General features: G+C 36.9%; 19 protein-coding genes. 17 read left to right on the plus strand and 2 right to left on the minus strand.

Annotated elements, in window-relative coordinates; genetic code table 11:
* The first annotated feature begins 8 nt into the window (after positions 1 to 8).
* From MHH61_RS15070 to MHH61_RS15150, 17 genes are all read left to right on the plus strand, one after another.
* A complete protein-coding gene (locus MHH61_RS15070; protein ID WP_125586403.1) occupies positions 9 to 1,103 on the plus strand; it encodes a phage portal protein in 1,095 nt (364 codons plus the stop codon).
* The gene (locus tag MHH61_RS15075) at positions 1,100 to 1,381 is read left to right on the plus strand and encodes a DUF2577 family protein (protein WP_125586401.1); all 282 of its coding nucleotides are present in this window, start codon (positions 1,100 to 1,102) and stop codon (positions 1,379 to 1,381) included. The genes MHH61_RS15070 and MHH61_RS15075 overlap by 4 nt, the downstream gene beginning before the upstream one ends.
* Complete coding sequence (locus MHH61_RS15080; protein WP_125586399.1) at positions 1,381 to 1,806, plus strand: DUF2634 domain-containing protein; 426 nt, start codon at positions 1,381 to 1,383, stop codon at positions 1,804 to 1,806. The genes MHH61_RS15075 and MHH61_RS15080 overlap by 1 nt, the downstream gene beginning before the upstream one ends.
* Positions 1,799 to 2,845: a baseplate J/gp47 family protein gene (locus MHH61_RS15085; RefSeq protein WP_125586397.1), complete on the plus strand. Its 1,047-nt coding sequence runs from the start codon at positions 1,799 to 1,801 to the stop codon at positions 2,843 to 2,845. The genes MHH61_RS15080 and MHH61_RS15085 overlap by 8 nt, the downstream gene beginning before the upstream one ends.
* Positions 2,832 to 3,755 (plus strand): YmfQ family protein, encoded by a 924-nt coding sequence (locus MHH61_RS15090; protein WP_125586395.1) that lies wholly within the window; start codon positions 2,832 to 2,834, stop codon positions 3,753 to 3,755. Before MHH61_RS15085 ends, MHH61_RS15090 begins: the two co-directional genes overlap by 14 nt.
* A gap of 12 nt (positions 3,756 to 3,767) precedes the next feature.
* A complete protein-coding gene (locus tag MHH61_RS15095) occupies positions 3,768 to 4,151 on the plus strand; it encodes a phage tail protein (protein WP_125586393.1) in 384 nt (127 codons plus the stop codon).
* 17 nt (positions 4,152 to 4,168) lie between these two features.
* A complete protein-coding gene (locus MHH61_RS15100) occupies positions 4,169 to 5,296 on the plus strand; it encodes a hypothetical protein (RefSeq protein WP_125586391.1) in 1,128 nt (375 codons plus the stop codon).
* Positions 5,297 to 5,301: 5 nt separating this feature from the next.
* Positions 5,302 to 5,676: a hypothetical protein gene (locus MHH61_RS15105; RefSeq protein WP_125586389.1), complete on the plus strand. Its 375-nt coding sequence runs from the start codon at positions 5,302 to 5,304 to the stop codon at positions 5,674 to 5,676.
* A complete protein-coding gene (locus MHH61_RS15110) occupies positions 5,673 to 5,816 on the plus strand; it encodes an XkdX family protein (RefSeq protein WP_034667567.1) in 144 nt (47 codons plus the stop codon). Before MHH61_RS15105 ends, MHH61_RS15110 begins: the two co-directional genes overlap by 4 nt.
* A 61-nt stretch (positions 5,817 to 5,877) precedes the next feature.
* Entirely contained in the window at positions 5,878 to 6,090 is a 213-nt protein-coding gene (locus MHH61_RS15115; protein ID WP_025092921.1) for a BhlA/UviB family holin-like peptide, read from the plus strand.
* Between the two features lie 12 nt (positions 6,091 to 6,102).
* Complete coding sequence (locus MHH61_RS15120; protein WP_125586387.1) at positions 6,103 to 6,366, plus strand: phage holin; 264 nt, start codon at positions 6,103 to 6,105, stop codon at positions 6,364 to 6,366.
* A 56-nt stretch (positions 6,367 to 6,422) separates the two neighbouring features.
* A complete protein-coding gene (locus MHH61_RS15125; RefSeq protein WP_125586385.1) occupies positions 6,423 to 7,235 on the plus strand; it encodes an N-acetylmuramoyl-L-alanine amidase in 813 nt (270 codons plus the stop codon).
* Positions 7,236 to 7,411: 176 nt separating this feature from the next.
* A complete protein-coding gene (locus MHH61_RS15130; protein WP_125586383.1) occupies positions 7,412 to 7,906 on the plus strand; it encodes a hypothetical protein in 495 nt (164 codons plus the stop codon).
* Positions 7,907 to 7,955: 49 nt separating this feature from the next.
* Entirely contained in the window at positions 7,956 to 10,484 is a 2,529-nt protein-coding gene (locus MHH61_RS15135) for a P-loop NTPase fold protein (protein WP_125586381.1), read from the plus strand.
* Between the two features lie 327 nt (positions 10,485 to 10,811).
* On the plus strand, positions 10,812 to 11,663 hold the full coding sequence (locus tag MHH61_RS15140) for an SMI1/KNR4 family protein (RefSeq protein ID WP_125586379.1): 852 nt from the start codon (positions 10,812 to 10,814) through the stop codon (positions 11,661 to 11,663).
* Between the two features lie 82 nt (positions 11,664 to 11,745).
* A complete protein-coding gene (locus MHH61_RS15145) occupies positions 11,746 to 12,504 on the plus strand; it encodes an HNH endonuclease (RefSeq protein WP_164512163.1) in 759 nt (252 codons plus the stop codon).
* A 131-nt stretch (positions 12,505 to 12,635) separates the two neighbouring features.
* Positions 12,636 to 13,748, plus strand: a complete 1,113-nt coding sequence (locus MHH61_RS15150) for a Rap family tetratricopeptide repeat protein (protein ID WP_125586375.1) — start codon at positions 12,636 to 12,638, stop codon at positions 13,746 to 13,748.
* A gap of 488 nt (positions 13,749 to 14,236) precedes the next feature.
* Here the strand turns inward: MHH61_RS15150 and MHH61_RS15155 are convergent, their stop codons facing one another.
* Both MHH61_RS15155 and MHH61_RS15160 read right to left on the minus strand, forming a co-directional pair.
* Complete coding sequence (locus MHH61_RS15155) at positions 14,237 to 14,632, minus strand: hypothetical protein (RefSeq protein WP_041105890.1); 396 nt, start codon at positions 14,630 to 14,632, stop codon at positions 14,237 to 14,239.
* Between the two features lie 542 nt (positions 14,633 to 15,174).
* The gene (locus MHH61_RS15160; protein ID WP_125586373.1) at positions 15,175 to 16,119 is read right to left on the minus strand and encodes an acetyl-CoA carboxylase carboxyltransferase subunit alpha; all 945 of its coding nucleotides are present in this window, start codon (positions 16,117 to 16,119) and stop codon (positions 15,175 to 15,177) included.
* Positions 16,120 to 16,133 lie beyond the last annotated feature (14 nt).

Consider the following 16,133-nt stretch of genomic DNA (forward strand, 5'->3'; position numbering starts at 1 on the left):
GGCTGACATTGATTGAGCTTTTTGCCATCAGAAGCGGCACCATGTATGAGCTTGTGACAGAGAGTGTGACACTTCGGGGGCAAAGGTATCAGGCCCCCCGCTCAATACAAGCAACGATCGTGACAAGACAGGGTTCTCAAAAGTATTACAGCATCAAAGAAGGTGACACTGTTCTTTTCAAGTGGAAAGGAAAAGAACTCTTTCGAGGTACAGTCTTTGCAAGAACGCCCAAAGATGAAAAGCTCACTTTTACTGCTTATGACATGCTTCAGTATTTGGTGAAGAACCAGGATGTATATGTCTTTGCAAACAAGCGGGCTGATCAAATAATGAAGCGACTGGGTCAAGATTTTCAGATCCCGATGACGTCGATTGCTAACACTGGCCATGTCATTAAATCACTTGTATTCAAAAATGATACAAGCCTGTATGACATCATTTTGCAGGCTCTAAGGGAAACAAAGAAACAAACAGGACGTAACTATCAAATCTATTCTGCTAAAGGCAAGATGGGGCTGAGAGCATGGCCTGATCCGTCTGAAGTATGGGTCATTGAATCAGGCGTGAATCTCATTGATTATCAGTACAGCACTTCCATTGAAGAAACAGCCACACGTGTGAAGATGAGAGCAACACACGTGGATAAAATTAAGGTGCTGAAGAAAGAAAAAAAGAAATCTAAGACTACTGACAAAGAGAAGAAAACGACCAAACCAACAAAGCCAAAGAAGCCAAAGATGGTCACACAAAAGAAAGAAATTGAGATGCAGGCTGTGGCGAATGATAGTGCTGCAAGAAGAAAATACGGCATCCTGCAGCACGTCGAAAGAGTGTCAGGGGAAATAAATCAGGCACAGCTGCAAAAGAGAGCAGATGTCCGTCTGGCTCAAAGGAAAGGCGTAAAAAAAGAGCTGAAAAGCATTCAAGCTCTAGGTATTCCTGGATTACAAAGTGGTATGCCAGTACGCATCATCATCCCTGATATCGGCATTAAAAAAACGTATTGGATCGATCAAGACAGCCATGAATTTAAAGGAACCAAACACACCATGACGATCGATGTCGTTGAGAAAAATTCCATCCCAACGGGGAACCAGACATGAAACTAAGCGAGGCAATTAAGCGATTGGCTGTCGATGCTGTGGATGCACAATCGCCAACTGACTTGATACTTGGTGATGTGGTGTCTGTTTCTCCTCTTAGTGTTCGACTCAATGAGAATGATAAACTCATCATTCCTGAAGAACTTCTTATCTGGCCAGCCCGCTTAGACGAGGGAGAAGATGATGAGCTAGAAGAAGGCGATAGTATCATGGTTCTTGCGATGTCAGGGGGCCAGACGTTTTACATCTTAGATAAAGTAGTAGGAGGTGGTTCATAATGGCTCTTTCACCTGAAGAAGAAATTGAGGATTTGGATGAGGACGAAGAGGATATTGTTGAACCTTCGACTACCTACCGAATCGACTTTGAGTCTGGCCGTTTAACCAATGAAAAGATTAATGGTCTTGATGCTATTCGCCAATTCGTCTATATGGCTTTGCGAACGGAACGATATTCGCATGCTGTTTATAGCCATGACGTAGGATGCGAAGTGCAGGAAGCTGTGTCTGATGAAGAATCAACGGACGAATACAAAGAGATGGAAATCCCGCGTCTCATTGAAGAAGCTCTTTTAGTAGATGAAAGAATCGAAAGTGTGCAAGATTTTGAGATCACTAAAGAAGGGGCAACCTTTAAAGTGCTCTTTAACGTGGTGACTGATGAAGGGACCTTGGAGATCGAGGAGGTGATCGGAGATGTTTGAGGAACAGTCTTATGAAGCCATCATGGAGCGAATGCTGGAACGTATACCCGATGATATTGATAAACGTGAAAACAGCGTGATATGGAATGCATTGGCTCCTGCAGCTGCGGAACTTGCTCAATCTTATATATGGCTTGATCAGGTATTCGATCTTGTCTTTGCGGATACAGCGCAGGGAGAATTTTTAGATAGACGAGCTGCTGAAGTGGGGATCACTCGTAAAGCGGCCACAAGTGCTGTATGGTCCGTTGAGGTGACACCTGAAACTATCAGAATACCAACGGGATCAAGATTCTATATCGACAATTTGTACTTTCAATATCAATCTGACGGCACGCTGAAGTGTGAAACGACTGGTGCTGTAGGCAACGGGAATTTTGCAGAACTGCCGCTCCTATCGCTCGATAACATACCAGGTTTAGAATCAGTCATTTTCGAGGAGCTGAAAATACCTGGTCAAGAAGAAGAAGACGATGAAGCTCTATATGAAAGGTACTTGATGAGGGCAAGGCGGGAGGCTGTCAGTGCTAACAAAGCTCATTATAAAAAGTGGGCTGAAGAAGTAGAAGGAGTTGGGAGGGCGAAGGTGTTCCCGCTTTGGAATGGTGAAGGCACAGTAAAAGTTGTCATCACAGACGGGAATTTTGATGTTGCGACGGATCTGCTCGTCAATAAGGTCCAAGAGTACATTGATCCGGTTCCAGGAGAAGGGGAAGGCCAAGCACCAATCGGGGCTAATGCCACTGTTGAAAGCGCCAATTGGAAAGATGTTGAGGTGTCCGTATCGGTGGAGCTTAAAATGGATTACTCCATTGAGGATGCACAAGAGGAGATTGAAGAGAAGATCAAAGCTCTTCTGAAATCACTTGCTTTCGAGGAGAACGTGATAAGAATGTCAGCGATCAATGACATTTTGTATCATGCGAGTAGTGTATCGGACTATTCAGATGTCTTGATCAACGGTGAAGCCAAAAACTTGCCGCTTCAAGACATTGAAATCCCGCGTCTAGGGCAGGTGATCGTCAATGAGCAAGTATGATGATATGAAAGCCTATTTACCTTCCTACCTAACGGAGATCACTGAATTTGATGAATTAATGAAATCAGAGGCTCCAGAGATGGAAATGCTAGACGATTCTATTTTTAATATGACTGATCAGCTTTTTCCGATAACAGCCACATGGGGTCTGAATCGATGGGAAAGAATGCTGAAGGTGCAACGTGAATCAGGTGACTCGATTGAATTGAGAAGGGCACGTATATTGAATCTCATGTCAAACATTCCACCGATCACGTATGCATCACTAGAAAGAGCAGTGAACCGGTTCTTGAAGAATCCTAGCGCGGTGGTTCGTCTAACGACAGGCCGCTATCATTTCTCCCTTCGTGTTAATTTGGATGACCTGCAGAACACCAGATACATTGTGGAGACGCTTGAAAACTTGAAGCCGGCTCACTTGGCTTACAAATTTACAAGCATACATCATACGGATGTTCATGAAATCAAAGACTATCATAACCGGCTCACACTGCGCAGCAGAGTGGGCTTTTTTGATCACATCCCCATTTTACTCAATGGTGAATTTTTACTAAATGGTACGTTTTATCTTAGCGGTTCACGCAATTCAACTGACATCCCAGTTCGATTTAGACAGTCTTTAAAATTGGCCATGAAACTCAATAAAGAAATGAAAGTTCTTGGACGTACAAGATATGTCATGGTAGGAGCCAGAAACGAAACGGATCAACAAGCAACTCTTACACTTCGATCTCGTTTCAAACACGTAAATAAAGAAAAAAGGAAAGTAACATTCCGCATGGCTGCTCATGTATCAAATGAGCAAAGCGGAAGTGTAATCATTAAGCAGAAATATTGGACGCTTGATGGATCAGTACCGCTAGACGGTTCAAAATATCTAGCTGCCACGTCCAAACAAATAGATTTATAAAGGAGGATCATAATGGCTGATCAATTAACCGTTACAACGCTTTATGCTCGGCAACAAATGGCCAAGGCTAGAGCAGAAGGAACGAAGCTCACAAAAGTGGTTAAGATGGCTTTTGGAAAGGGTGGGACGAAGGATGGGAAACCGATCTCACTAGACGGCACTGAACAAGAACTTAAAAAGGAACTTGTTCAAAAAGAAATTGATTCATATGAATTCATGGAGCCGGCGAAGATCCGGTACACGTGCACCATCGCTGAAGGAGAACTGGCAGGAGAAGTCATCAACGAATTGGCTCTTGTTGATGAAGATGGAAAGTTTACGGCCATCCGTACCATGACAGACAAGCAAAAAGATGGTGACATTGAATTCATCTTTGAGATTGATGATATTTACTAGGAAAGGAGTGCTCATCGATGGATATTAAATCTCCTAAAGTGTTTGAAACAAGCGACAAAGCTCATGCGGATCTTTTCAATGACATGGTGAAGGTATTACTTGAAAATGATGCCGGGCTGTTAGAACAATTCGTTGGCCATATTGGTGACACCAAGCCGCATGCATCAGAAGCAGAGAAGAAGAAATGGAATGAATCGCAGTTATATAAGATCACAGCTGATGACGGCAAATACTTGATTTCTGTTCCAGCTGACAAAAATATTTATGATTCGATAAAAGACAAAGGGACCTGTACTTTCATTGCATCACCAGGGGTAGAAGATTCCCCAGCGCCCAGCAATGCCTATTTGAGAGGTATTCAGACGGTGGGACAAAACAACATCGGAACTGGTTTTGCGGTAGATACGTCAGGTAATGCTTATTACTTCTACTATAATTCTAGCCATATATCTATCACTTGGACGCAGCTGCCGACAGCAGCTGAAAAAGATAAATGGAACAATGGCCAACTCTATAAACTGACGCAAGATTCGGGGGATCGTAAGCCGCTTCCAACTGTGTTAGATGGAACGGATATCTTATCTTTACCCTCTGGCAACTATTATGCAGCTGGACAGTATCTTACAAACAAGCCAACCACAAACGATTCATCGTGGTTCAATATTGATGTCGGGACTGCAGGAACAAGAAAAGACATTCGTTTATGGAGAAGTTTTGACAATATGTACTGGTTCGGAACCGTTCATACTGGTGGGGAATTCAAAGGTTGGAAACGTATGATCACTGATTCTGATGCAAAACTAGACTGGAAGTTACCGACTATCAGAAATGGATGGAAAACATATAAGTCTGAGGTCAATAATGACTATCGGGTTCGCGTTGCAAAGGATGCGATGGGAATTGTTCATGTTACAGGAGCCATCACAGGCGGTACACTTGGGGATGTTGGTGCGTTTATGTTGCCAGAAGGGTGTGAACCGCCTTTCCCTCTCTATAATGTTGGCATCGCTTCTAGTACCGGTGGTTTTAAGGGACCGCAATTTAGTAGACAGTATATCGCTACAGATGGACGTTTCTGCATACAAGACACGAGTAGTAATACTGAGTTTATTGTCGTGAATTGTATGTTTAAAGCAAAGGAGTGAACCGTATGAAACCTATATATGCATTTGATAAACACAACAAGTATATACCTGGTGGGGATAAAGAAATCCCCGATGACGCTGAAATTCCAGAGGGGTTTACAGACGTTCAACCTCAAGAAGGGTTGTACATCGCGAAATACAATCCCACAAGCAAGACATGGAGCGAATCAGCAACCCAAGAATACATTGATAGCTTACAAATAGAGCAACCGCCGTATGATATTGATTTACTTAAACAGCAAAATGCAGTCTTAACTAAACAATTGACTGAACTGTCAAAGGAAGCAGCTGCAGCTAAATTGCGTGAGGCACAGATGACAAAACAACTGGCTCAATTAATGACTGAGATTCAGGAGATGAAAGGCGGTGAAAAATCATGATATATCCAACAGTCGCGGATATAAAGCAGTTTTGGGATTGGAAGTGTTACGGTCCTGAAGACATTGCCTTTTATGTAGAAATCGGTTGGATTAATAAAGAAGACTATCAAGACATAACAGGAGAACAATACGAAGCCTAGAGGGGCTTTTTATTTTGCCTTCTTTAAGGAGGTGGACAAAGTGGAGGAGTAGGTGAGTATGGTGGAAATGGATTTGGCTCAATATTTGATGACACAAGGACCCTTTGCGGTTCTTTTTTGTTGGGTATTGTTTTATGTTCTCAACACGACAAAGGAAAGAGAAAACAAGCTCAATGAACAAATCGAAGCGCAAAATGAAGTGTTAGCAAAGTTTAGTGAAAAGTATGATGTCGTGATCGACAAGCTCGATAAAATTGAACGGAATTTAAAATAGGAGGTAAAAATCATGAAAACATTCGACAAAGGCACGGTGATCCGCACGGTGCTTCTATTTATGGCATTAATCAACCAAACTTTAATTATTTTCGGTAAACCAGTTTTACCGATTGAAGATGATCAAATCACATCATTAGCTGACACATTGTACCTTGCTGGTTCAATGATCTTCACAATCGCAACAACCCTTGCCGCATGGTTCAAAAACAACTATGTGACCGACAAAGGTAAGCAACAAAAAGAAGTCCTAAAACAAAAAGGATTAGCGAAGTAAGGAGCTGCCATGAGGTGGCTCTTTTTATATTAAATTGATCAGAGGAGACGATGAACATGGTAAAAATCATTAAAGATTTTATTCCAAAGAGTAACCGCAACAGACCAGGAAACTATATGAAGCCTTTGTATATTACAGTTCATAACACCGCAAACACTGACAAAGGAGCAAATGCCTTGCGTCATGTCAATTATGTAAAAAAACCTGATACAGCTACAAGCTGGCACTTTACAGTTGATGATAAAGTCATTTATCAACATTTGCCTTTGAATGAAAACGGCTGGCATGCAGGAGATGGTCGGGGAACCGGAAACATGAAGTCGATCGGCATTGAAATTTGCGAGAACAGCGATGGTAATTTTGAGAAGGCTGTCGAGAACGCTCAATGGTTAATTCGTCAGCTGATGCAGGATCAAGGTATTCCGTTGGCCAATGTTGTTCCCCATAAAAGATGGAGCGGTAAACAATGTCCACGAAAGCTGCTTAATCGTTGGGACAGCTTCAAGGCAGGTATTGCAACCGCTCATACAGGGAAAAAGGCAACAGCGAAACCTGTGAAAGCGTCACCTGTCAAAAATACACCATCCAAGCCAAAAGCGAGTAAGCCTAAAAAATCATTTAACTTGCCATCTGGCATTATTAAAGTAACCAAGCCTTTGACAAAGGGTGCTGGAGTAAAATCATTGCAGGAAGCTCTGGCTGCTGTGTATTACTACCCCGATAAAGGCGCAAAAAATAACGGTATTGACGGCTATTATGGACCGAAAACCGCGAATGCGGTCAAGCGATTCCAGCTCATGCACGGTCTTGTTGCTGACGGCATCTATGGTCCAAAGACTAAAGCAACTCTTCAAAAAGCATTCAAATAAAACGTGTCTTACTGATGCCACCTATTATTGAATTCAATAATAAAGTTATGGTCATGGTAAGGTATAAAATCCAATTTATTGCAAAAAAAGTTTCGGAAAGAAACATTTTGTTTCTTTTTCGGGTGTTCTTGGATATAATATAATCTAACTATGTGCTTTGGAAGGGGTTAATGCAAATGAATACTCAATATTTATCAGTTCACTTAATTCATGAATTTGTAGTGGATCGTCCACCTTCTGTTCAAAGCCTTGATGATCGTATTATAGCTCAAAAAGTTGTTTATCTTGCTAATCAATTTGGTATACATTGTGGAGATTATCAATTTACTTGGTATAAGAAAGGTCCCTATTCTCCATCACTAACTAAAGTTCTTTACAGTGAAACAGAGCAACTAAACCATTTTGATTATTCGCAATTCAAAATTAGAGAAGATATCCAAAGAACTTTAACTCCACTGAAGAATGCAATAAAATATAACTCTTTAAACTTGTCTGAAGCAGACTGGGTTGAACTTTTGGCCTCAGTTCACTTTTTATATGATGAGTATTCATATTTAGGTGTTCAAACGGTTATGGATAGACTGGTATTAGAAAAACCAAAATATACAAAAGAACAAGGTTTTCAGGCATTGGATATACTTGCTAAAATTGGAATAATTCATTATCATTAGATTAAGACTAAAGTCTTAATCTTTTTTTGTTTTGGAGGCATTGGGTTGAATGACTTTAAATGATTCGATAGAGAAATGGAATGAATTTTCTGAAGAGGCAGATTTCCAAGATAATATAATACAAAGTGAAACGGATATCAGATGTAAAATTATAGATAATTTACTAACCAGAGTTCTTTTTTGGGATGAAAAAAATATACAAAGAGAGCCAAAAGTAAAGGCAGGTTTTATTGATTATTTTTGTAACACAGGAAATAATAATTTTGTATTGGAAGCTAAGAGTAATAAGGTTGATTTTAATCTTCCAAAAAACAGTAAGTTACAACGTTACAATTCTTCTGTAATAAAGAAAACTAAGTCAAATTTATGGAGTGCAATTGAACAGGCAAGAGCTTATGCTAAAGAAAAGGAATCGCCTCTATGTGTTGTCAGCAATGGATTGAATTTGATTTTTTGTACAACTTATCAGGCAAATCGGGCTTTTGATACACTTGCACTGTCTGGAGTAGACGCTTTTAATAATAATTTTCATCATATCTATGAAATACTTAGCCCTTATAAAAATGGTTTTAATAATATTGAGGAAATTTTAGAATTGAAAGTTTATAGGGAAGCTCCTCAATTTAGAAAATCAATTGCAGATGAAACTTACAGAAACGACAATATTGGGAATAACCCACTATCAGCACCTTTGACTCCTATACTTACAGATTATTTTTCTGATATAAGCCATAATAAGATGCTACTAAAGAAGTTATATTGTAATAATGTGAAGTTAGATTCTTATGGTAATGAATTGAAAAATTTCATCAAGGGAAGGATACCATTATTAGGTCTTCCTTTCGAGTCTAATCGTTCATTAGAGGTGTCGGATGAATCAGCTGGGAGCTTCCACAATGATTTATTAAGAAGAATGCAAGAAAAAAAATATCAGAAACAAGGACACGTATTTGTCTTATTTGGTAATTTAGGTGCTGGTAAAAGTACATTTATCCAAAGGTTCTACGATCATTTTCTCAAAGGTTATACTAAGAAGATAGTTTGGTGTCAAGTTGACTTCCGTTCTTTTTATAATACTGATGAAGAAATTGAAAAAAAGATTGAAGATAAAATACTTCAAGACATAGAGAGTGCTTTAGAAAAAATTGACCAAATCGATATTTATGAATATGATTTTCTAAAAGAGCTCTATGAAGATAATATCAATAAAAAGCTCAGAGGCGCATGGAAACATTTATCTGAACAGACGAAAAACGAAAATATCAGTAATTTAATAGAATCAATGGAAAATGATAAAAAACACCATATAGAGAAAATTATATCTTATTTAGTAGAAAAGGATTTTGAGTTATTCTTAGTTTTGGACAACTTAGATCAACAGCCAACTGTCGTTCAAGAAAAGGCTAGTTTTTATGGATTGACTAAAAGTTCAGAATTGAAAATTACCACTATTCTTTCTTTAAGAGACGAGACATATTGGTCAATGAAAACAAAACCACCGATGAATGCTTATGCTAATATAACACCTTATCAGATAGTACCTCCAAGCGTGAAAGAAGTATTAATGAAACGAATCGCTTATGTAAAAGAAATAACAGGTGATGAAGAGGTGAATTTTGATTTTAATTACGCATCGGTTAAGTTGAAGTATAAAGATTTACTTAATTTGTTGTCACAGACATTAAAAAGAGAAGAAGTTGAAGATTTATTAGTTCACCTTTCAAGTGGAAACTTGAGATACTCGTTACAACTCTTTAGAGATATTGTAACATCAGGTCATAGTAATCTAGTTTCATTACTCAATTATAAATATGAAGAAGAGAAGCTTCAAAATCAATTTATCCCTTTTAATAGACTAGTTAAAAGTGTAGGTCTCTCAACAGGAATCAATTATGATACTCAAAAATCAAAGTTACTGAATTTATTCCAGAGTAATACTTTTGATGGTTTTGGCAGCCATTTTATAAATATAAGGATTCTCGAAATACTTATGTCTTATAAAGATAAAGAAATAAGATTAGGAACAATCAAAGGGTTTGTCCCATTGAACGATATTTTAAAAGATTTGTCAGTTTATTGCAATGATATGGATTCTCTGAAGGCGCTTCTTTCTCCAATGTTAGAAAGACATATAATTGAAAGTGATATTGGTGCTAGAAGGATGGGAGAGGACAATTTTTTAGATAAAATTAGTTTAGTACGCATTGCTCCTCCTGCTCAATTTCACCTGGATACATTATTAAAGAATCATGAATATTTAGAAATGATTATATTTGATACAAAATTTGAAAATGAAGAAATATATAATGAAATCTACTCTAACTTTAAAGCGATTAATAATAAAAGTACTGATTATAAAGAGAGATGGGATCTGAGAATTAAGAATGTTGAGCTGCTTCTTAAATATTTAAAAGAAAAAGAGGATGAAGATTTTCATTACTTAGGAGAAGGTAATAAACACAAATTTAATAGAATAAGTAATGAACTAATAAGTAACTATTGTGAAGTGAAAAGAAAAATTATGTCTACAATTTCTTTACAGGCTGCCAAGAAACAACAGCGTGTGGCTATTAATTGATTTAACATTATTGGCTTCTTATTCTAAAAATCATTAGATATAAGTTAAATCTCTGCATACGGAAGATTGAAAAAGCAACTTCTCATTTGGAAGTTGCTCTTTTTAGTGCATTAGACATTCGGATAAAGGCGTTGGTAAGTTGATATTAAAATCGCCATTCTCTTTTCTCTTTATCCCACACCAATTCCTCACAAGCCACTTCAATTTTTTATACTTTCCTCAATAAATAAATCAATTTTTCAAAGCAGTTATCAAAATGAAAACTTGTTAAACAAAACCATTAAAAATGGTATACTTATGTGCATATTATACTAGGGGGTACAAACCTTGAAACAATTTTGGGAAATTGACGAAGAAGAAAACTACTACACACTAGAAAAAATAAATGAAAAGGAAATTGCTGAGGCAGAAAAGAAACTTGGAGTGACTTTACCCGATACATACAAAAAGCTCCTTCTAGAACAGAATGGTGGGTATATTGTTCATAATGCTTTTCCAACCACTCATTCTAATTCATGGGCTGAGGATCATATCCAATTTACACATCTAAGAGGAATTGCACAAGATGATGGTATTATGGAGAGTGAATATTTAATAGAAGAGTGGGATTTGCCAAAAGGATTAATTTTAATCAATGGTGATGGACACACATGGGTTGCAATGGATTATCGAAACACCAAAGAGAATCCGCCAATTCATTACTTTGATGTTGAGATGGAAGAAGACTTTAAATTAGCAGATTCTTTTGATGAACTTATCAAGGGACTTTATACAGTTGAGTATATTGTCGATGAAGAAACAGAAGCAGAAGCAGAAATTGAGTATGAGATTCCAAATGAGTATTTAAGTAAAGAAGAACTTCAGGCTATATTAAAGATGGAGAACCCAGATACAGATGATATCTATAAAATTCAATACTATCCAATGAAGGAAATAGAAGAGATTGAATGGTTTTTCGATACGATAAAAAATTACATTGAGAATGTGAAAGATGAAGATGTTCTGTATGAGGTAGCTTCAACTATTAACTCACTTCTTTTAATAAATCAAAAGATGCCAACTAATAGTAATATTAAAAACCTTGTTCAACAAATTGCTGAATTCTTAGAAAGAAATGAAGATTCGCTCATAGTGAATTTAGGTGAACATATTGCTTTTAAGATAAGGAATATAAATTAAGGTAATTTTAAGAAAAAAATTAAGATATTGGACTTATAATTAGTATGTGACAAAAATACTAGTTATGAGGAGAAATGTTATTTTGAAGAAGTTTTTATTTTTATTATTTGCAATCACGTTACTTGTATCAAGCATTCCGATGGATTTTTTGAATGCAGCTGAAAATTCTAAGGCTAAAGCTGCGGTTGAACCAGGTAGACAACAATATATTCCTGGTCAAACGGAAGATGATTTAATTGCCGATGAAGATTTAGAAGAATTACCTGCGGAAGAGTTTGAGTCCCTACCTACAGTATACGAAGATGGGACACTTTCTAGTAAAGATAAGGCTCAAGCAATGGTAGTCAGGGGTCTTACTCAAATACTTAAATTATTGTCGAAGCCTACTGTAACACAAAAAACAGTTAAGGTAGGAGGTAAGACAAAAACAAAAAGATTTGTTCAAAAGCATACACCTAAAAAAATTCGTTCAGTTTATGTTAGAAATGGACATTTAGCTGGTAAGAGTCATCCTGTGACAGGCGTTAAGTTTGATAGGCAGGGTTTTCCAAAGTTTAATTTTAAAGCTGAGATGACCCTTCCATTAAATCAATTGAAATCATCGAATGCTACACAGTTTAAAACAGCAAATGTTCAATTGAAGAAAGATGTATTTAAAGATATCACAAAGATGAAACAATTTAATAAAAAGCAACTTGATCAGATTGAAAAAGGTGTTACACCGACCGGCTATACTTGGCATCACCATCAACATGTAGGTAAGATGCAATTAGTTAACACATGGGAGCATGCAAAAACAGGGCACACTGGTGGAAGATCTATTTGGGGAAGTATTAAATAATAAAGGCATATGAGAGAGGCGAATTCGTCTCTCTTTTTTGTTCTATTTGCGGTATCTTTTCGGTGCTTTGTAAATTCCTGTATGCAATAATATATGTAATATAAGGGAATTTTGTGGAAGGGGAGTAAGGGATGGAGAAAGTTCTTTCTTCACATGTAGGTGTGAAAATAAATGAATGGTATAAAATGATCCGGCAATTCAGTGTTCCAGACGCAGAAATTTTGAAAGCGGAAGTTGAATGGGAAATAGATAGGATGGAAGAAGATCAGGATCTTCTTATCTATTATCAACTAATGTGCTTTCGACATCAACTTATGCTTGATTATATAAAGCCTTCATTCGATCAATCAATTTCCGCTCTAGTCGATAAAATAGAGAATTCTAACCATCAACTGTCTGGAATGTTGCAATACTATAATGCCTTTTTTAGAGGTATGTATGAGTTCAGTAAAAAAGAATATGTACAGGCCATTCAATATTATAAGATTGCTGAGAGACAACTGGCGCTTGTTGTAGATGAAATTGAACAAGCAGAATTCCACTTTAAAGTTGCTGAAGCATATTACATTATGAAACAAACCCACGTTTCAATGCACCATATTATAAAAGCGCTAGAAATCTATGATCGTTATGATCTGTATAAGGTGAGAAAAATTCAAAGTCTATTTGTGATCGCAGGAAATTATGATGATTTTAAAAGATATGAGAAGTCGCTTCCCCACTTACATAAAGCCCTAGAACTTGCTGAAGAAATAAATGATCAAAGATTAATCGCTAAAACTTATTTAAATCTGGGAAATACGTATGACAGGCAGCAGGATTATAGTAAGGCTGCGTCCTTCTACAAAAAAGGACTAGATAAGATGAGTGAAAACAATGAAGATATAAAACCAAGATTGTTTTTTAGTTTAAGTTGGACCTTGTTTAAAAGTGATAAAACGAGAGAAGCACTTGAATATATCGCAAAAGGAATAAAAAGTGCAACAGCCGAAAACAATCTATTTTATAAAACATTGCTCAATTCACTAAAGACGATTTATGTGGATGAAGGTATTGAAAATGTACGAAAAATGTTTAAAGGATTAGAGGAAAAGAAGTTGTATCCTTATATTGAAGAGTTTGCTTTAAGCCTTGCAAATCTCTATGAGAAAAGGAATGATTCGGAGAGGGTAGCAGATTATTATAGAACTGCCATAGAAGCTCAAACCGAAATCCAAAAAGGAGAGTGTTTATATGAATATTAAAATGAAGATATTGATTAGCACCGCTTTATTGGTAGGTGCTGCTTGCCTGGGTTCGCTGAATTACTCACAAGAATCAACTGATCGAAATACCACTGTATTACCCCAAAAAACTGATCGAAACACGACGATGATCGATCCAAATTCAACATTTGAAAACTAATAGGCAAAATTAAAACAGACCTTTAAGGGTCTGTTTTTTATGGGGACGGATTGGGGACGAACCCTTTCAGTTTTCTTCAGAAATGCACATTTTTTATCAGAAAGGCTCATCATATAACCTTATTAAATCAGTCTTTTTCAGGGAAGGTCTGTTTGCTTCGGATGAGGTCATTCACCTTGACAGGGTAGAGGTCGCTGGTTCGAGCCCAGTCGGAATCATCGTTGAAACCCTTGTGTAGCAGTTTTTTGTTTTTATCTTTCTTCATGAAAACGTATGAAATTTGTATCGCAACGCCTTTTGAGTCACCTAATAAATAGACCAGTAACGTTTAAATCCTATATGATTTTATTTCCTTTATCTTTCCAGACTTTGCAGCACTACTAAAAATATATACATCACAGAAATCAATTTTTAAACCATTCGCTAATAACATCACACCATTTATTGAAGCAAATTTCCCGTGTGTTATTACTTGGTAAATTTCAAGGTTGCCAACGATTTCTCTGTCCTCTTTGTACAAAGTGGAGATTAAGGCATTTCGCCCTTCAAGCTTTGTATTATCCTTTAACTGATACCAGATAATAGATTCATCCGCAAATTCCTTAATAACTTCAGTCTGCCGCGTTAATATAGCTACTGTAAAATCAATGACTATTTGCTTCCTGGGAGCATTGTCACATCCTGTTGGAATGATAAGCTTCATTTCATTGAGGGAACTGTCCACTAATGTTAACCTCCTAAAAATACGTATTATAAAAGCTTTTTGTGATGTAATCTGGATCGTCTGTTAAAATTCAAAAAAGAAATTTTAAACTGATATTGAATTATATCATAAAGAATTTATAGTTCATTCCCTAAGATGGGACAGATTAATTTAGAAAAACAATTAAATTCTTCCTTAAAAAAGGTAGAGTAATCCTATCTGAGGGTGTTTTAGCACTAGCATGTCCAGCTCTTTTTTGAATAGTATTTAAGGAGTGCGACCATTATGAATCGTGGTTGTTGAAATAGGTAATTTTGATGTGAAAGAGTCATTAACAATAAAAGAACCAGAAACAAAGTATGGGGATATATGACGGCTTGGCCTGCCATCTCGTAGAGGGATAACGACGTTTCAAAGTATTGATGGAAGATAATCCGTTGAACAAATTTTCCTTTCCATACTAATCACACATCTTTTAATAGTATCAGCATATCCAGTTTAAGAGGATTCTTACAAAATATTTAGTATTTTTTGCGAGAATCCTCCTAAATGTAATAATATTTTCATTTATAATTCTCTATTTGTCTATACTTTTCATATCGCTGTTGTATAAGCTCTTCTGAGGATAATGGTATCAATTTTTTTAGAGATGATTCGATCACAGATTTAATCATTTGTGCCTGTGATTTTATATCATTTTGTGCTCCACCTTGCATTTCAGGGATGATTTCATCAATCATTCCTAACTGTTTTAAATCTTTTGCTGAAATTTTCATATGTTCAGCAGCTTCTGGAGCATACTTAGCGTCCTTCCATAGGATAGATGCTGCTCCTTCTGGCGAAATGACCGAGTACCATGAATACTCTAACATATGGATATGGTTACCGACACTAATGCCAAGAGCTCCACCACTTGATGCCTCTCCAATTACAATACAAACAATTGGCACTTTAAGCGTAGCCATTTCCAATAGATTTCTAGCTATCGCTTCAGAAATTCCACGTTCTTCAGACCCTTTCCCTGGATAGGCGCCTATTGTATCAATAAATGTAATAATAGGCCGATTAAATTTATCAGCTTGTTTCATCAGTCTTAGCGCTTTTCTATATCCTTCTGGATGAGCCATTCCAAAATTTCTTTCTATATTTTCCTTTGTACTTCTACCTCTTTGATGACCAATAACCGTAACGGGCATTCCTTTAAATTTTGCAATACCACCTATCATTGCTTTATCATCACCATATAATCGATCACCATGAAGTTCGAAAAAGTTTGTAAACAATAAAGGTATATAATCTAATGTCGTGGGCCGGTTACGTAGCCTTGCAATTTGAACTCGTTGAAAAGCTGTAAGATTAGAATAAATTTCATCTTGCATTTTATTTAAACGTTTTTCTAATAAATGAATTTCTGACGATAAATCTACATTATTTTCTTTCATCATTTTCTTTAATTCATCAAATTTCTCTTTTAGTTCAATAATAGGACGTTCAAAATCCAAACTCATTTTATCCTCCAAAG

The sequence above is a fragment of the Bacillus sp. FSL K6-3154 genome, from assembly GCF_040869395.1.
GTDB lineage: Bacteria > Bacillota > Bacilli > Bacillales > Bacillaceae > Bacillus > Bacillus safensis.